The organism is Nocardioides sp., from assembly GCF_036274455.1.
GTDB lineage: Bacteria > Actinomycetota > Actinomycetes > Propionibacteriales > Nocardioidaceae > Nocardioides.
Map to the genome: position 1 here is coordinate 1 of NZ_DASUFR010000142.1, position 16,107 is coordinate 16,107.

Below are 16,107 nucleotides of genomic sequence, written 5' to 3' on the forward strand. Positions count from 1 at the left end.
GTGCCCTGGAGGACGAGGCCCGCCTCGTAGGTGTCCTCGATGGCGTAGTCGTGCCGCGCCTTGCGGTTCTGCGCGATCACCTTGCGCCCCTGCTCCCTGGCCATCCCACCATTCTCGCAGTCGGAGCGGCCCGAGGAACGAGGGCCGGTCCGACTGTTGGTGGTCGAGCAGGCCGTCCGACCGAGGGACGAGGTCGGAACCGGCCGTGTCGAGACCTCCGCAGCCGATGCTGGGACTCGGACTCAGCCACGGCCGAGGGTCGAGTCCGGCGCCGTCTGGGACGTGGGAGCCACGTCCCACGCCACGTCCTACGCCACGTCCTATGCCGCGGCCTCCCGGCGCAGCTCGGCCAGCCGCTCCCGCAGCTCCGGGTCGGTCCGCACCAGGTAGACCAGCGGGCAGTCCTGCGGACCGGTCGCCCCGGGGACGCACAACGAGCACGACTCACCGAGCCGGATCGGGCACATGGGCGTGGGTCTGGCCACGTCGTCGACGCTACGGCCACTCGGCCGTCGGCAGCAGGGACGAAGGTCACCTACAGATAGGTCATCGGGTCCACTGCCTTGCCGTCCCGGAGGACGGTGAAGTGCAGGTGGCAGCCGGTGGACCAGCCGGTCGAGCCGACGTAGCCGACGATCTCGCCGCGGGTCACGTGGTCGCCGACGTTGACGCGGTAGGACGAGGCGTGGTTGTAGACCACGGTCAGGTTGTGGCCGTTGACCTTGCCGACGTCGATGTAGAGGCGGTTGCCGTAGACGTCGGACCAGTAGCGCGAGAGCACCCGGCCGTCGGCCGCGGCCCGCATCCCCTCACCACAGGAGACGCCGAAGTCGGTGCCGTCGTGGAGCCCCCAGTAGTGGTAGATCGGGTGGATCCGGTAGCCGAACGGCGAGGTGACCGGGCCGTTGACCGGCGGCAGCAGGAAGCCGTCGTCGTTGCCGACGAAGCCCGGCGAGTGGTCGTGCGCAGCCGCCAGGGCGATCAGGTGCTTGATGTGCTGTTCCTGCCGCTGCAGCTGGCGGAGCTCCTCGCGGTCGCGCTTCTTGGCGCGCTGCGCCTTGTGCTGCGCCTTCTGGCGCGCGGCGACGGTGAGCGTGACCTGGTTCTGGGCCAGCAATGCCTCGTTGACGGCCTGGTCCGCCTCCTGCTTGAGCTGGGTGACGTTGTTGAGCTCCTGGGCGGCGACGTCGGCCTGCTCGTCGGCCGCGGCCTCGGCGACCTTCACCTCTTCCTTCTTCGCACGCAGCGCGACCTCGGCGGCGTGCAGCTGGACGAAGACGGAGTTCTGGTCCTCGACCAGCGTGTCGGCGTACTCCATCTTGCGGATCAGGTCGTCCGGCGTCTGCGCCTCGAGGTAGCCGGTCCACGCCATCAGCTGGGGCGAGCCCTGCTGGTAGAGCCCGACGATCGTGTCCTTGACCTTCTTCTGCTGCGCGTCGAGGGCCGCCTGTCCGGCGACGACGTCCGCCTTGGCCTGCGCGAGCGTTGCCTGGGCGGCCTGCAGCGCAGCCTGGGCCTGGTCGTTCTCGGCGGTGGCGACCTGGAGCTTGGCCTGGACGTCGGCGGCGTAGGCCTGCTTGGCGGCGTAGTCGGCCTGGGCCGCGGCGAGCTGCTTCTCGGCCTCCGCGAGCTGGGCCTTGGCCCTGGTGATCGCGCGGCTGGCCTCGTCGATGTCGCCCTGGACCTGCTGGATCTGCTGGTGGACGTGCTTCTGCTTGTGCTTGAGACCGTCGCCGTCGGCAGCGAGCGCCGGCACGGCGGCGCCACCAAGGGTCACGACAAGGAGGCAGGCCAGCACGGAGCGGCCGCCGGCGCCGGGGAAGGAGCGCACGTCGTTGGATCCTCACCGTCGGGGAAGTAACGATGGACGCCCCTGACGGTAAGGGTCGCGACTCAGACTTTGAGGTATTTGCGGGTCAGTAGGAGTGTCGGAAGCAGCGTCAGGACGGGTCCGGCGATGGCGATCACGGCCAGGGCGGTCGTGTAGTCCTGCAGTCCGATCCAGGGCATGAACGAGACCGAGTCGGCGATCCGCTGGTGCACGCCGAAGTACATGAACGCACCCAGGGCCCCACCGGCCAGGGCGACACCTATCACCGCGGTGACCAGCGCCTCGAGCAGGAACGGCAGCGCGATGTAGAGGGTCGAGGCGCCCACCAGCCGCATGATCGCTATCTCCTTGCGGCGCGCGAAGGCTGCCAGGCGGATCGTGTTGGCCACGAGGAGCAGCGCGACGACGACGAGGAAGAGCGCGGTGATCGCCGCACCCCACTTGAGCACGCCGAGCCACTGGTAGATCGGTTTGAGGATGCTGCGCAGGTCGCGGATCTGCGAGACGCCGTCGAGTGTCTGCACCGCGCTGGTCACGCCCTCGAACTGCTTCGGGTCCTTCAGCGTGATCCAGTAGGACTGCGGCATGTCGTCCGCGGTCAGCGCCGGGTTGGGGCCGTCGAACTGGTCCTCGCCGTAGAGGTCCTTGACCTTCTCGAAGGCCTCCTCCTTCGACTCGAAGCGGTACGACGAGACCTCGGGGCTCTCCTTGATCGCCTCCTCGACGCGCTGCTTCTGCTCGTCGGTCACCTCGCCGCCGCAGGCGGGGTTGGCGTCGCCGTCGCGGCAGAGGTAGACGGTGACCTGCAGCTGGTTGCCGAGGTAGCGCGTGGCGATGTCGGTCTGCTGCTTCATCAGCACACCCAGGCCGAGGAGGGTCATCGAGACGAAGATCGTGAGCACCACCGCGAGATGCATCGAGACATTGCGGCGGAGCCCCTGGCCGAGCTCGGAGAAGACGTAGCGGAACTGCATCTAGCCGGCCGCTCCATAGGCACCCTGGGCGTCGTCGCGTACGACGCGCCCGTGGTCGAGCTCGATGACCCGCTTTCGCATCTGGTCGACTACCCCGGCGTCGTGGGTGGCCATCAGCACTGTGGTGCCGGTGCGGTTGATCCGCTCGAGGAGCTTCATGATCCCGACCGACGTGGTCGGGTCGAGGTTGCCGGTGGGCTCGTCGGCGATGAGGATCATCGGCTTGTTGACGAAGGCGCGGGCGATCGCGACCCGCTGCTGCTCGCCGCCGGACAGCTCGTCCGGCATCCGCTCCCCCTTGCCCTCGAGGCCGACCAGCTCCAGCGTGGTCGGGACCAGCTTCTTGATGTCGCTGCGGGACTTGCCGATCACCTGCAGCGCGAAGGCGACGTTCTCCGCCACGGTCTTGTTGGGGAGCAGCCGGAAGTCCTGGAAGACGGTGCCGATCTGGCGGCGCAGCCGCGGGACCTTCCAGCCCGCGAGCCGGTTGAGGTCCTTGCCGGCCACGTGCACCCGGCCACCGGTCGACCTCGTCTCGCGGAGCACGAGGCGAAGCGCCGTCGACTTCCCGGAGCCGGACTGCCCGACGAGGAAGACGAACTCGCCCTTCTCGATGTCGATGCTGACCTGGTCGAGGGCGGGGTTGCCCTGTCCGGGATAGGTCTTGGTGACCTTCTCGAAGCGAATCACGTGGACCGAGAGTACGGGGTGGGTCGTTGAATCCGGACTTCTGCCGGTCGAGTCGGGCGAAACCACCGGCAGAAGTGCAGATTCGACCGGCGGAAGTCCGGATTCAACCGGCGGAACTCCCGACTCAACGTGGCGCGTCCACGACCCACCACGCGGCGTACGCCGGGAGCCAGAGGACGCCGTCACCTCCGGCCTCGAGCCGGTGGCCGCCCAGGGCGTCGTACGGCGTGGTCAGGCCGGCCGCCCGGAGCCGGTGCAGGTGGAACGGGCGGCGGTGACCACTGACGTTGTAGAGGCCCACGAAGGCGCCGCTGGCGTGCTGGCGGACCACCGCGAGGACGCCGTCATCGGTGTCCTCGAGCACCGTGGTCGGCGCCGACGCGTGCAGCTGTGGCAGGGCGGCGCGGACCCGGGCGAGGTGGGCCAGCCCCGAGAAGACCTGCCCCGGCACCGTGCGCGTGTCGTGCCGGGCCACGGCCCGCGACCAGTCCAGCCGCGGCCGGTGCGCCCAGCGGTTGTCGTCCTCGTGCCCCTCCTCGGCGGCCCAGCCCGGGTCGTTGGGCTGGCCGAGCTCGTCGCCGCTCCAGACCACGGGGATCCCGCCCCAGCCCGCTGCGATCGCGTGCGCCAGGAAGATCCGCGCCTTCGCGGCCTCCTCGTCGGGCGGCGGCTGCCCGTCGTGGAGCCCGGCCAGCGCGGCCGCGGTGCCGCTGATCCGCTTGTCGCCGGTGTCCGGGTTGGCCTGGAAGACCAGCCCGTCGGACCACGAGCCGGGGAAGGTGCCGGCGTACCACTCGGAGAGGAAGTGCCGGTGGCCCGGGCCGGTGACCCCCGCGGCGTAGGCGTCGGAGTCGTCGATCGCCCAGCCGATGTCGTCGTGGCAGCGCACGTAGGTGATCCAGGTGCCGGTGCCGGGGGTCGCCGGCAGCGCGCGCAGGGCGTGCCTGGCCAGGATGGTGTTGCCGGTCGCCAGCATCGACCAGATCTGCACCATCAGGCTGTTGTGGTAGGCGAGGTCGCTGACCCGGCCGGCGTGGGGGCCGGTGCCGAGGTACTGGACCAGGTCGCGCGGACCCACGATCGCCTCGGCCTTGAACGCCACCGCGGGCGCCGCGATCCGGGTCAGCGCGTGCAGCGCCTGGGTGATCGCGTGCACCTCCGGCTGGTTCTGGCAGCTGGTGCCCATCCGCTTCCAGAGGAACGCGATGGCGTCGAGCCGGAACACCTCCACACCGAGGTTGGCCAGCCACAGGATGACCCCGGCGAACTCGGCCAGCACCGCGGGGTTGGCCCAGTTGAGGTCCCACTGCCATTCGTTGAACGTCGTCCACACCCAGCCGTCGAGGCCGTCGTCCCAGGTGAAGCTCCCGGGCGCGAAGTCGGGGAAGACCTCGGGCAGGGTCCGCTCGTAGTCGTCGGGCAGGTCGCGGTCGGGGAAGACGTGGAAGTAGTCGCGGTAGGCCGCCTGCCCGGCCCGGGCCCGCACCGCCCACTCGTGCTCGCGCGCCACGTGGTTGAGCACCAGGTCCATGACCAGGCTGATCCCCTGGGAGCGCAACGTCGAAGCGAGCTCGCGCAGGTCGTCGACGGTGCCGAGGTCGGGGCGGACCGCGCGGTAGTCCTGCACGGCGTACCCGCCGTCGTTGTCCCCCTCGCGCGGCAGCAGCAGCGGCATCAGGTGCAGGTAGGTGACGCCGAGGTCCTGGAGGTGGTCGAGGTGCTTGGCCACGCCCTTCAGGTCGCCGGCGAACCGCTCGGTGTAGCAGGCGTAGCCGAACATCCGCGGCTGCTGGAGCCAGTCAGGGGTCAGCAACCGCCGCTGGTCGAGCTCGTGCAGGTCGGCCGGGCGCTCGGCGTACGCCGTGGCCGCGGCGCGCACCAGCCGGGCCAGCAGATCGTCTGCCACGGCCGGGTCGGGGTGGATCTCGCGGACGCCGGCCTCCAGGTCGGGCCAGTAGCGGTCGAGGCGGAGCGCGAAGGTCTGGCGCCGCTCGGGGCTCAGCCCGGCCGGGCCCAGGAGCATGTCGAGCCCGACCGCCCCCTCCAGCACCACCGCGGCAGCGGCGTGCATCTCCGGAGGGGCGCCCATCGAAGCATTCAAGCGCACCGCCGACGGCGGTGCGGACCTCACTGGTGGAGGTTCAGCGTCCCGCCAACCGGCGCAGCAGCCCGCGACGCTCCTCGGGGTGGCCCGGGCACCACTGGCCGGCCGGGACGCCGGCCTTCACCTGCGCGACGTGCTGGCCGCACCCGCGCCAGGTGGTCTTGCCGCAGGTGCGGCAGCGTGCCGCGTGGCACATGAGGTCTCCTCTCGATGGGGACATTTGCTGGCCTCGGTGGATCGTATCCCCCTTGGGGGTTATCCCCCCAGGGGGTTATGATGGCACACGGAACCCCGACGAGAGGAACGGAGGTGGCGTCATGCAGCTGGAGTCTCGTGACATGCACGCGATCATCAACCGCGCCAAGCGCGCCCACGGCCACCTCGGGAAGGTCATCCGGATGATGGAGGAGGGCTCGGAGTGCGAGGACGTGCTCAACCAGCTCTCCGCCGTCCTCAAGGCACTCGAGCGGACCGGCTTCCAGATCGTGGCGACCGGCCTTCAGCAGTGCATGACCGAGGGCGACGGCCCCGGCTCCGTCGACGTCAAGAAGCTGGAGAAGCTCTTCCTCGGCCTGGCCTAGACCCGAGCCGAAGGACCCATCCCCCACTCCGGAAGGAAGCACCGTGACCGCGATCCTCGAGTCCGAGGACACCCACACCAGCCCCCACGGCAAAGCCGTCCTCGACGACCTGGCGCCCCTGCACCGCGAGCTGAGGCGGGCGATCCCGGACGCCTACAAGGGGTTCCGGGAGCTGCACGAGGCCGCGTTCGCCGCCGGCGCGCTCGACGCCGCCACCAAGGAGCTGATCGCCCTCGCGATCGCCGTGGTCGAGGGCTGCGACGGGTGCATCGCCTCCCACGCGCAGGCCGCCGCCCGGGCGGGCGCCACGCGGCAGCAGGCGGCCGAGGCCATCGGTGTCACCTTCCTCATGCACGGTGGCCCGGCCACCATCCACGGACCTCGCGCGTACGACGCGTTCTGCGAGTTCGCCGGCGAGTGAGGCAGCGGGCTACTCCCTAGGCTGTGCGGCGTGCACCGAGCCGCCGCCCTCGCCGCCTCGGCTGTTGCTGCGACGTTGGCGCTGGTGGGCGGCGGCGTGCTCGCGCTGGGATCCGACGAGCGACCGCCGGCGGCGAGGACGCCGTTCACGACCACCGCGCTGTCCGCCTTCGACACCACGGGCGTGGTGGTGACCCGCGGGCCGTTCTGCGAGGCGGTCGACGAGCGCCAGGTGAGCGCGGCGCTGGGCGGCGAGGCGACCGACTCCGCCACCTGGCAGAACGGCGACACCATCGACCTCGGCAACGGTGTCGAGGACGTGGCCGACGAGTTCGGCTGCCGGTGGACCGGTGCGGACGGTGCGGTGGCCCAGGCCTGGATCTTCTCCACCCCCGTCGGTGCCGACCAGGCCCAGCGGCTGGCCAGGAGCGCCGCCAAGGGGCCGGGCTGCGAGCAGGCGGGCGGACCGCCGTTCGGCTCCCCGACGCTCGCCCTCACCTGCACCAAGGACGGGGTCGTGCGGTCGTCGTACCGCGGGCTGTTCGGCGACGCGTGGCTGGTCTGCGAGGTGGCGCGGCCGGCCGGCGCCACCTGGGACGTGACCGACCGGGCCGGCCGCTGGTGCGTCGGCGTGACCGAGGCTGCCCGAGCCGTCGCCGACTGACGGGAAAACGATGACGGGCGGGCCCGATCACAGGCACTCTGTGCAGGTGCGGCTCTCTCCTCTGCTCGCCCTCGCGGGCCTTGCGGCGACCTCGCTCGCCCTCGTCGCCCAGGCGCCGGCCGACGCGCGGAGCCCGAGGTTGCCGCGACCCGCACACGGGGCGCAGGCGCTGACGCTGCTCGGCGACGACGTCGCGGCCGCGGCCGAGCTCAACGGCGTTGGCCCGGGAGAGCTCCGCCGCATCCTGCGCCAGGACCCGACCGCGTGGCTGGACCGGGACGCGCGCATGTACTACGTCGAGCCCACGGACGAGGGTCCGCGAAGGCTGGCGCCGGACGCGCCGCCGTTCCCCCTCGACCAGACGTTCCTGTTGCACAGCCGGCCGACGTCGACCCATGTGATCTACCTCGACTTCGACGGGACGACGGTCTCCGGCACCGCGTGGAACGCCGGCGGCCTTCCCAACGGCTTCTACTCCGGCTACAGCCTCGACCCCGACCTGACCACGTTCAACGACACCGAGAAGGAGCAGATCCAGGCGATCTGGCAGCGGGTGAGCGAGGACTACGCGGCCTTCGACGTCGACGTCACCACCGAGGACCCCGGCGACGCCGCGATCGACCGGTCCAGCTCTGGCGACCAGAACTTCGGGACCCGCGCGCTCATCTCCGACAACACCACCGCATCGGCGGCGGTCTGCCCGAGCGGCTGCGGCGGGGTGGCCTACGTGGGGGTGTTCGACGACTTCGGCTCGGGCACCTCGGCGCACGCCTACCACCAGCCGGCGTGGGTCTTCGGGCACAGCCTGGCCAACAACGACACCAAGGACATCGCCGAGGCGGTCTCACACGAGGTCGGCCACAACTTCGGGCTCAACCACGACGGCACCACCGCGACGACCTCGGGCTGCACCAGCCTCGCCTACTACTGCGGCCACGCGATGTGGGCGCCGATCATGGGCGTCGGCTACCAGAAGCCGGTCGTGCAGTGGAGCAAGGGGCAGTACACCAACGCGAACAACTCCCAGGACGACCTCGCGATCATCGCCGCCGGTGGCGCGCCGGTCATCGCGGACGAGGCAGGCGGGACCGTCGCCACCGCGGCCCCGGGGCTGCCGTTGCAGGCGGTCATCACCTCGGCGAGCGACACGGACACCTTCGCGCTGGGCACCTGCTCCGGCGCGGTCACCGTGGCCGCCACCGGCGCGCCGCCCAGCCCGGACCTCGACATCAGGCTCGAGCTGCTCGACTCCGGCGGCGCGGTCGTGGCGAGCGACGACCCGGTGTCGGCGTTCGTCAACCGGGACAGTGCGAGCGGCCTGGCCGCCTCCGTCGCGACGACGGTGCCCGCCGGCACCTACTTCGCCCGCGTCGACGGCGTCGGCAACGGCACCGGCGCGACGGGCTACACCGACTACGCCAGCATCGGTGCCTACACGATGACCGTGTCCGGGTGCGCGACCGCGGGCACCCCCAGCGCTCCGACGTCGCTCGTCGTGACCCCGGCCGCCAACGGGACCTCCGCGACGCTCACCTGGTCGCCGCCGGTGTCGGACGGCGGCAACGCGGTGACCGGCTACCAGGTCAGCCGCAGCGGCGCGGCGCCGGTCGACCTCGGCCTGGTGGGCAGCCACACCTGGACCGGCCTCACCCCGGGGACCACCTACCTGTTCACGGTGGCCGCGCGGAACTCGGTCGGCGTCGGCCTCGCCGCCTCGTCGACCGCATCCACGCCGGCGGCCCCGGGCGCGCCGACCGGTCTGTCCGCCACGTCGGGCCCGGACGGGACGAGCCTCACGGTGGCGTGGTCGCCACCGGGCACCAACGGCGGCAGCCCGCTCACCGGCTACACCGTCTCGATGTCCGGCGGTCCGGCCGTCGACGTCGGCGAGGTCGGCAGCCACACCTTCTCCGGCCTGACCCGCGGGACGGCCTACCAGCTCACCGTGCGGGCCAGGAACGCCGTCGGCCCCGGACCGTCGGCCGCCACGTCGGTGACGACGTTCGACGTGCCCGGTGCCCCTGCGGCGCCGAAGGCGAAGAAGGGCCGCAAGGGCGGGAAGAAGACCGCCTCGGTCACCTGGGTGGCTCCGGCCGACGGCGGCCTGCCGATCACCACCTATGCCGTGAACGTCTACAAGGCCCGGAGCGGCAGGCTTGTGCGCACCTTCATCGTCGCCGCCGACAGGCCGCTGCGCTACAAAGCGAAGCTGAAGGCCGGGAAGTACCGCTTCGCGGTGGTCGCGACCAACGCGGTCGGCTCCGGCGCAACCAGCCCGATGTCCAGGGTGGTCGTGGCCCGGTAGAGGCTAGTTCTCGGCGGCGCGCTCCTGTCCCCGGCGCCAGCGGATGCCCGCCTCGAGGAACCCGTCGAGGTCGCCGTCGAAGACGGCGCTGGGGTTGCCGACCTCGTAGCCGGTCCGCAGGTCCTTGACGATCTGGTAGGGGTTGAGCACGTAGTTGCGCATCTGGTCGCCCCAGCTGGCGGCCACGTCGCCCTTGAGCTCCTTGAGCTGCGCGGCCTCCTCGGCCTTCTTCAGCGCCAGCAGCTTGGCCTTGAGGATGACCATCGCGCTGGCCTTGTTCTGGAGCTGGCTCTTCTCGTTCTGGCAGCTGACCACGATCCCGGTAGGAAGGTGGGTGAGCCGCACCGCCGAGTCGGTGGTGTTGACCGACTGGCCCCCGGGGCCGGACGAGCGGTAGACGTCGACGCGCACGTCCTCGTCGGGGATGTCGATCTCGTCGGTCTGCTCGAGCACCGGCACCACCTCGACCGCAGCGAAGCTGGTCTGCCGCCGGCCCTGGTTGTCGAACGGGCTGATCCGGACCAGCCGGTGGGTGCCGGCCTCGACGCTGAGCGTGCCGTAGGCGTAGGGCGCGTGGATGGCGAACGTCGCGGACTTCAGCCCGGCCTCCTCGGCGTACGACGTGTCGTAGACGTCGACCGGGTAGCCGTGCTGCTCGGCCCAGCGGGTGTACATCCGCATCAGCATCTCGGCGAAGTCGGCCGCGTCGACACCGCCGGCGCCGGACCGGATCGTGACCAGCGCCTCGCGGACGTCGTACTCCCCGGAGAGGAGGGTGCGGACCTCGAGCGCCTCGACCGTCTTGTGGATCTTGGCCAGCTCGGCCTCGGCCTCCTCCAGTGTGGCGGCGTCGCCCTCGTCCTGGCCGAGCTCGACCATGATCTCGAGGTCGTCGATGCGGCGGGACAGCTCGGTGACCCGGTCGACCTCGCCCTGGAGGCTCGAGAGCCGGCCGGTGACTCGGGTGGCGTTGTCCTGGTCGTCCCACAGGTCGGGTGCGGCAACCTGCACGGAGAGCTCGCCGATCTCCTTGCGCATCGCGTCGAGGTCGAGCACCTGCTCGATGGTGCTCATGGTCGCCCTGAGCTGCTTGATCTCGGCGTCGAAGTCGGGTCCTGCCACGAGGGGCAATGCTACTGGCGGGACCCCGGCGCGCGGATTCCGTGCGCCGGGGCCCGGCCCCTCGTGCTCCCCCGGGCTGCGAGGAGTCAGAAGCTGCAGAGCACCTGCGGGGTGCCGACGGCGGCGGTGCCGCCGTTGGCGAGCGACGCGGTGATCGAGAGGCGGAACACCTTGGTGACGTCGAAGGTCACCGGTGCCGACTGGGTCAGCGCGAAGGAGCCGCTGTAGCGCGCGGTGCCGTCGGTCGCCATCGAGACCGTTGCGGTGCCCGCTACCGCCGAGGAGTCGTCGAGCCCGGCGACACCGCGGAAGGACTTGCACGCGCGGTTGAGGTTGTAGTCGATCGAGTTGCCGGACCCCGAGCCGGGGAACGGCGGGAAGGTCCGCAGGGAGTTCGGGTAGGCGACGCCGTTCATCTTCACGCCGGTGTCCCACTCGCCGAAGCCGGAGGCAGTCGCCGGGTTTAGGGACGTCAGCTCCCGCCACCCGAAGACGGTCACCTTCAGCGACTTGCTGTGACCGGCAGCGTGGCCGGCGGAGGCCGCCTTGACGACGCGGTACTTGCGCTCGCGGACGCTGCTGACCTTGTCCTTGAACGTGAACTTGCCGCTCCCCGACAAAGTGTCGGTGGCCACGTTCGTCCACTTCTTCTGGTCGGCGTAGCGCAACTGGAGGGTGACCTTGCTGCCGGCCGCGGCCGGCTTGACCGAGCCCTTGATCTTGACCTTGCTGCCCTGCAGCGGCTCGGTCTTGTTGACGGTCGCGGTGACCTTGTAGGCGCCGGCCCGGACGGACGTTGACCGGTCGTGGCTGGGTGCAGCGTCGGCCGTGGCGAGGGCGGTCGCGCTGAGGGTGGCGGCCAGGACGACGCCGGCCGCGATGGTGGTGCGGTACATGGGTGGTGCCTTTCCGGTGAGGGTGTGTCACCGGGTCCGATGCACGCAGCGGCGGTTCGGTTCGCCAGACCTTGGCCTAGGCCTTGCGGCCGAAGACCTGCGCGACGTACCAGCGCCCGTCGTGGCCCTTGCGGGCGCCGATCCCCATCAGCCTGAACGACGGGTTCAGGATGTTGGCGCGGTGGCCCTCGGAGTTCATCCAGCCGTCGTTGACCACCGACCGGCCGCTCGGGAAGCCGTAGGCGACGTTCTCGCCGGCGGTGTTGAGCTTGCAGTCCCTCATCACCCGGCCGAGGTCCTGGTGGAACATCTGCTCGCGCTGCGCCATCAGCTTGGCCTGCCGGACCGCGGCGTGCTTGACGCAGTCGTTGGCCTTGAGCGCCTTGAGCCCGTTGTGGGTGCGGTTGGCGTTGGTCGCCGCGAACGCCTGCTGGGCGTACTTCCCGGCCGGGGTCTGCCGCGCCTGCTGGGCGCCGGCCGGCAGGCTGCCGGTGGCGACGAGGACGGCGGCGGACGCGAGCAGGGCGAGGGTGCGACGCATGCCCTCAGGCTAAGCCTGGATCCACCCGGCTAGCTGGCGAACGGCTTCCACTTGAACCGAACCTTCACCACACCGTGGTCCGTGGTCCCGGTGGCCTTGTGGTCCTCGACGTTGAGGTGGTCGTTGTTGATCATCAGTCCGTCGAAGAGCCACTTGCGGCGCAGGCTGTGGTCGTAGAACTGCTCGCTGACCAGCACGTGGTCGAGCGACTCGCGCAGGTCCTGGTGGACGTGGGTGTAGTAGACGTCGCGGGTGTCGCGGTACTCCTGCAGCGTCTGCGCCGTGTAGAGCCCGATGTCGGCGCCGCCGTGGGACTCGCCCACGAGGTAGTTCGGCTGTTCGGTCAGGATGTTGATGGTGTTGCTGTGCTGGCCGTCGTTGAGGTCGCCGAGCACGAGCACCGGCGTCTCGGTCCCCTTCATGACGCCGGTGAGGAGCACCCGGAGCGCGGTCGCCTCCGCAGTACGCCGGATCGTCGAGATCGCCCCGCCGAGGGCGTTGCGGTGGTCCCGGTAGGTTTCCGGGTCGGCGTCGTACCACGGCTCGCCGTTGATCTGCGTGGGCAGCTTGGACTTCAGGTGCGCCACGAACACCTCGACCAGCGGCGGCGCGTCGCGCAGCGCGACCTTGAAGTGCAGCACCGGGCGCGAGAAGCCCGGGATGTGCACCTCGATGGCCGGCGACTGGGGGTCGAGCTCGTCGGTCGACTCGAGCCGGACCGCGGCCGGGAAGGTGGAGATCCACTCCGGGTCCCCGCTCAGCAACCCCTTGCGGACCAGCGCCGCGCACACGATCTTCGTGCCGGTCGCCGGCGTCGCGAGGAGGTCGTACTTGTCCTTGAGCGCCTGCCGGGCGAGCACGGTCTCCATCGCCTCGGCGTGCCAGAGCTCCTGGAGGCCGACGATGTCGGCGTCGATGTTCTCCAGCATCCGGGCGATCCACGAGACCTTGTGGTTGAACTCGTCCTTGGTCCACGGCTTCTGGAACGGGTTCAGCTTCTTCCCGGGCAGCTGGAAGTTGTAGAGGTTGAACGTCGCGACGCTGAACTGTTCGTGGTCCATCTCCCGACGGTCGCGCGTGGACGCGGCCTCGGCAATGGCCCGGACGGGTCTGGCACGTGGCCCCACTCAGGGGGCGACCTCGATGACCTGCCCGTCTACCCGGACCCACACGGCGTCGTCGGTCGCCGCAATCGCGACCGGGACGTTGCTCTTGTGGTTCGCCCCCTCCAGCGGCGTACGTCCGGTGATCTCGAAGGACTGCGGGTCCATCCGCAGCAGCTGGTCGGGGCTGCTCGTGGCCAGCCAGGTCGCCCCATCGGTGAAGGCGACTCCGGCGAGCACGGTGTCGCTCCCGGTCCCGACATGGACCGTCCGCGCGTACTCGTCCGGCGCGCCGGCCGCGCCGGTGGTGACGGTGAGGAGCGTCCGGCCGTCGGAGGCGATGGCGTAGAGCACCCCTCGGGGGTCGATCCCCGTCAGCCGGACGCCGCTCGCAGGCAGCTGGAGACGGGAGGTCTCTCTCCCGGTGGCCGCGTCGAACCTGGAGACCACGCCGTCGCCGTCGGCCACCCACACGCTGGTCCCGTCGGTGACCACGCTGTTCGGCGCCTGGTTGGAGGCCGGCGACCCGAGCTGGATCCGCCGAAGTACGTCAAGCGTGTCGGTGTCCATCACGATGAGCTCGCCGGTGTCGAGGCTCGCGACCCACAACGTGTTCCCGACCACAGCAACGCCGCGCGGCAGGGTCGGCGGGTGGGTGGTCTTGATCCTGGTGACCTCATGGGTGGCGAGGTCGACGCGCGAGAGGACGTTGAGATCGCCGGCGGCCGTCATCAGCCAGACCGCTCCGCCGCCGACGGCGGGCCAACCCCCCACGCCTTCCGGGATGCGCGCGACGATGTCACCGGACTCGGGGTCGAGCTGGTAGAGATCGCCCGCAGGCGCCGAGCCGTCGTCGGTGAGGCGGTGCGCCGCCATGTTGACCACCCACAGCGAGCCGTCACCGACGATCGCGGAACCGGAGCCCGGCACCTCCACGGCCCGGACGACTCGCCAGCCCTCGGCCGGGCCGACCGGTTCGGGAGCGGACCGGAGACCCCCGCCGGTGACCGCCACCGCGGTGGCGGCGGCCGCCACGACCAGGGCTGCTGCCCCGGCCGCGAGACGGTTGCGCTGCCGTCGACGCAGCCGGTCGCCGACGCCACGGACTTCGTCGGGCTCCGGCAGGGCCTGGGTGCCGACGTCACCGGCCAGCTCGTTCATCAGCTCCGCGAGGTTCACAGCGGGCTCCCCTCTGGCGCGGCGTCGGTGGGCACAACGGCGTACTCCGGTCCGAGGGCCGCGGCGAGGGCAGTCCGGGCCCTCGCCAGGCGGCTCTTCACGGTGCCTTCCGCCACCTCGGTCTCGACCGCGACCTGGGCGACCGACAGCCCGCACATCTCGTAGAGGACCAAGGCCCTCCGATGCTCCGGGGTCAGCAGCTGCAGCGCAGCCCGGAGGTCGAGGACCCGGTCGCTCGCCGGACCGGGATCCGCGGCGACCTCGGGGGCGAAGTAGCGGCGCAGCCGGTCGGAGGCCACCATCGACCGCCGGTGCTGGCTGATCGCCACCCGCCAGGCCACGGTGCGCACCCAGGCCATCGGATCGTTGAGCCTGGAGACCCGGCGCCACCGCTGCCAGGCCCGGGCGTACGCCTCCTGGAGCACATCGGCGGCCTGCTCACGGTCTCCGGTCATCATCGTCAGCTGACGCAGCAGGTGCAGGCGCGTCCCGAGGTAGAACTCGTCGAACGCCGCCTGGTCGCTCATCATCACCTCCGCCTGCTGCTACCTCTCACGCGCGAGGTGGCGGCGCGGTTCCGTCGGTGGCCGGTCTTTCTGGAGTCTCCGCTGGTTCTGGCCGAAGTGGTATGGCGCACCTGGGCGATCTGGAACCGCGGACCGGGCTGGGGCGTGATCCCGGCCATGACACGCACTCACCGATACCTCATCGGCATCACCGCGGCCCTGGCGCTCGCCGGCTGCGGAATCGGAGGGAGCGGCACGGAGCGCAGCGCGGACACCGCCCGCGCCTCCGAGTCGCCGTCTGCCGGCGCCCACGTCGTCGCGACGATCGATGTCACCTCCCCCAACCAAGCGGTCGTCACGCAGACCGGGCTGTGGCTCCTGGGCGGGCCCAGCGGGGTGATCACTCGGGTCGACCCCGCCACCAACAGGGTCACTCGGGTGGTCACCCCGCCGTATCCCGTGGGGTTCGGAACCTACGCCCCGCCGTTCCTGTGGGTCGCGAGCTTCATGAACGACGTCGTCATGCAGCTCGACGCCGAGACCGGCCAGGTGCTGCGGACCATCACCCGCTCGGCGTCGGCACCATGGGATGGGCCAGTGGGGCTCGCATCGACCGCGAGGGACGTGTGGGTCGTCAACCACAACTCACCGACCCTGATCCGGATGGACCCGGTCACCGGCGCAGTGGACGGCATCACCAAGCTGCCCGGGCGCAAGGCGGCCGGGCCCATCCTGGCCGCCGGCTCGCTCTGGGTCGCGATGATCAAGAGCAACCAGGTCGTCCGGGTGGACCCGACCACGGGGCAGGTCGATGGAGCTCCCATCCACCTCGACACCGGGGCGTGCGCCGCGTCGTCCGGCGCCGGTGACGCCCTCTGGTACACCAGCATCGACATCGAGGAGTTCGGTTGTCACGACGGCACTCGGCGGCTCGATCCCCGAACCGGAATGGTCTCCCCGATCGACTACGGCGAAGGGCTGTCGATGTTCGCGGACCTCGGTTCCGAGGTCTGGGCCAGCGACCGTGACCACTCGCTCTACCGCGTCGATGCCGCGACCGGCGTGCTCACCCCGGCGGTGACTCTTTCCGGCGGTCCCGCCTCCAACCGGCTCGTGTCGGCGTTCGGCTCGCTGTGGGTGCTGCGTACGGAGACCGACCAGCTGGTCCGGGTCGACACCGCGTCGTAGGAG

The 16,107-nt window shown here is 70.8% G+C and carries 18 protein-coding genes; 5 read left to right on the top strand and 13 right to left on the bottom strand.

Features of this window, described 5'->3' with window-relative positions; translation table 11 throughout:
* The 7 genes from VFV89_RS13655 to VFV89_RS13685 form a co-directional block, all read right to left on the bottom strand.
* Nucleotides 1-104, bottom strand: a 104-nt coding sequence (locus tag VFV89_RS13655) for an SsrA-binding protein (protein ID WP_329706547.1), incomplete at its 3' end; no start/stop codon positions are given.
* A 216-nt stretch (nucleotides 105-320) separates the two neighbouring features.
* Complete coding sequence (locus tag VFV89_RS13660) at nucleotides 321-485, bottom strand: DUF6767 domain-containing protein (RefSeq protein ID WP_329706500.1); 165 nt, start codon at nucleotides 483-485, stop codon at nucleotides 321-323.
* 50 nt (nucleotides 486-535) lie between these two features.
* Nucleotides 536-1,831 (bottom strand): M23 family metallopeptidase, encoded by a 1,296-nt coding sequence (locus VFV89_RS13665; protein WP_329706501.1) that lies wholly within the window; start codon nucleotides 1,829-1,831, stop codon nucleotides 536-538.
* Between the two features lie 62 nt (nucleotides 1,832-1,893).
* Nucleotides 1,894-2,805, bottom strand: a complete 912-nt coding sequence (gene ftsX / locus VFV89_RS13670; protein ID WP_329706502.1) for a permease-like cell division protein FtsX — start codon at nucleotides 2,803-2,805, stop codon at nucleotides 1,894-1,896.
* Entirely contained in the window at nucleotides 2,806-3,495 is a 690-nt protein-coding gene (gene ftsE / locus VFV89_RS13675; protein ID WP_329706503.1) for a cell division ATP-binding protein FtsE, read from the bottom strand. It lies immediately after the preceding gene.
* Nucleotides 3,496-3,619: 124 nt separating this feature from the next.
* A complete protein-coding gene (locus VFV89_RS13680; protein ID WP_329706504.1) occupies nucleotides 3,620-5,584 on the bottom strand; it encodes an alpha-amylase family protein in 1,965 nt (654 codons plus the stop codon).
* 52 nt (nucleotides 5,585-5,636) lie between these two features.
* Nucleotides 5,637-5,795, bottom strand: coding sequence for a hypothetical protein (locus VFV89_RS13685; protein WP_329706505.1), 159 nt, complete (start codon nucleotides 5,793-5,795; stop codon nucleotides 5,637-5,639).
* A gap of 121 nt (nucleotides 5,796-5,916) precedes the next feature.
* On the opposite strand from VFV89_RS13685, the gene VFV89_RS13690 reads away from it, so the two are divergent.
* Genes VFV89_RS13690 through VFV89_RS13705 form a run of 4 tightly spaced genes read left to right on the top strand, consistent with a single transcriptional unit; the run spans nucleotide 5,917 to nucleotide 9,569 of the window.
* The gene (locus VFV89_RS13690) at nucleotides 5,917-6,180 is read left to right on the top strand and encodes a metal-sensitive transcriptional regulator (protein WP_329706506.1); all 264 of its coding nucleotides are present in this window, start codon (nucleotides 5,917-5,919) and stop codon (nucleotides 6,178-6,180) included.
* Nucleotides 6,181-6,223: 43 nt separating this feature from the next.
* Entirely contained in the window at nucleotides 6,224-6,601 is a 378-nt protein-coding gene (locus tag VFV89_RS13695; RefSeq protein WP_329706507.1) for a carboxymuconolactone decarboxylase family protein, read from the top strand.
* Nucleotides 6,602-6,631: 30 nt separating this feature from the next.
* On the top strand, nucleotides 6,632-7,264 hold the full coding sequence (locus tag VFV89_RS13700; RefSeq protein WP_329706508.1) for a hypothetical protein: 633 nt from the start codon (nucleotides 6,632-6,634) through the stop codon (nucleotides 7,262-7,264).
* Between the two features lie 46 nt (nucleotides 7,265-7,310).
* Nucleotides 7,311-9,569: a fibronectin type III domain-containing protein gene (locus VFV89_RS13705; protein ID WP_329706509.1), complete on the top strand. Its 2,259-nt coding sequence runs from the start codon at nucleotides 7,311-7,313 to the stop codon at nucleotides 9,567-9,569.
* Between the two features lie 3 nt (nucleotides 9,570-9,572).
* Here VFV89_RS13705 and prfB read toward each other — a convergent pair whose 3' ends face one another.
* The 6 genes from prfB to VFV89_RS13735 form a co-directional block, all read right to left on the bottom strand.
* Nucleotides 9,573-10,691, bottom strand: coding sequence for a peptide chain release factor 2 (gene prfB, locus VFV89_RS13710; protein ID WP_329706510.1), 1,119 nt, complete (start codon nucleotides 10,689-10,691; stop codon nucleotides 9,573-9,575).
* A gap of 86 nt (nucleotides 10,692-10,777) precedes the next feature.
* Nucleotides 10,778-11,587, bottom strand: a complete 810-nt coding sequence (locus VFV89_RS13715) for an NPCBM/NEW2 domain-containing protein (RefSeq protein WP_329706511.1) — start codon at nucleotides 11,585-11,587, stop codon at nucleotides 10,778-10,780.
* 76 nt (nucleotides 11,588-11,663) lie between these two features.
* A complete protein-coding gene (locus tag VFV89_RS13720; protein ID WP_329706512.1) occupies nucleotides 11,664-12,128 on the bottom strand; it encodes a CAP domain-containing protein in 465 nt (154 codons plus the stop codon).
* Between the two features lie 29 nt (nucleotides 12,129-12,157).
* Entirely contained in the window at nucleotides 12,158-13,189 is a 1,032-nt protein-coding gene (locus VFV89_RS13725) for an endonuclease/exonuclease/phosphatase family protein (protein WP_329706513.1), read from the bottom strand.
* Between the two features lie 66 nt (nucleotides 13,190-13,255).
* Nucleotides 13,256-14,410 carry a hypothetical protein gene (locus VFV89_RS13730; protein WP_329706514.1) on the bottom strand — a complete coding sequence of 385 codons (1,155 nt, stop codon included), beginning with the start codon at nucleotides 14,408-14,410 and terminating at the stop codon, nucleotides 13,256-13,258.
* Nucleotides 14,407-14,940: an RNA polymerase sigma factor gene (locus VFV89_RS13735; protein WP_329706515.1), complete on the bottom strand. Its 534-nt coding sequence runs from the start codon at nucleotides 14,938-14,940 to the stop codon at nucleotides 14,407-14,409. The genes VFV89_RS13730 and VFV89_RS13735 overlap by 4 nt, the downstream gene beginning before the upstream one ends.
* Nucleotides 14,941-15,093: 153 nt before the next feature.
* Here VFV89_RS13735 and VFV89_RS13740 point away from each other — a divergent pair, with 153 nt between their 5' ends.
* Nucleotides 15,094-16,104, top strand: a complete 1,011-nt coding sequence (locus tag VFV89_RS13740; protein WP_329706516.1) for a hypothetical protein — start codon at nucleotides 15,094-15,096, stop codon at nucleotides 16,102-16,104.
* The last annotated feature ends 3 nt before the right edge of the window (nucleotides 16,105-16,107 follow it).

What these genes read in the sequence shown, in the direction of transcription:
- ftsX (WP_329706502.1), bottom strand. Translation starts at nt 2,805, where the DNA reads ATGCAGTTCCGCTACGTCTTCTCCGAGCTCGGCCAGGGGCTCCGCCGC.
- VFV89_RS13680 (WP_329706504.1), bottom strand. Translation starts at nt 5,584, where the DNA reads ATGGGCGCCCCTCCGGAGATGCACGCCGCTGCCGCGGTGGTGCTGGAG.
- VFV89_RS13685 (WP_329706505.1), bottom strand. Translation starts at nt 5,795, where the DNA reads ATGTGCCACGCGGCACGCTGCCGCACCTGCGGCAAGACCACCTGGCGC.
- VFV89_RS13690 (WP_329706506.1), top strand. Translation starts at nt 5,917, where the DNA reads ATGCAGCTGGAGTCTCGTGACATGCACGCGATCATCAACCGCGCCAAG.
- VFV89_RS13715 (WP_329706511.1), bottom strand. Translation starts at nt 11,587, where the DNA reads ATGTACCGCACCACCATCGCGGCCGGCGTCGTCCTGGCCGCCACCCTC.
- VFV89_RS13720 (WP_329706512.1), bottom strand. Translation starts at nt 12,128, where the DNA reads ATGCGTCGCACCCTCGCCCTGCTCGCGTCCGCCGCCGTCCTCGTCGCC.
- VFV89_RS13725 (WP_329706513.1), bottom strand. Translation starts at nt 13,189, where the DNA reads ATGGACCACGAACAGTTCAGCGTCGCGACGTTCAACCTCTACAACTTC.
- VFV89_RS13735 (WP_329706515.1), bottom strand. Translation starts at nt 14,940, where the DNA reads ATGATGAGCGACCAGGCGGCGTTCGACGAGTTCTACCTCGGGACGCGC.
- VFV89_RS13740 (WP_329706516.1), top strand. Translation starts at nt 15,094, where the DNA reads ATGACACGCACTCACCGATACCTCATCGGCATCACCGCGGCCCTGGCG.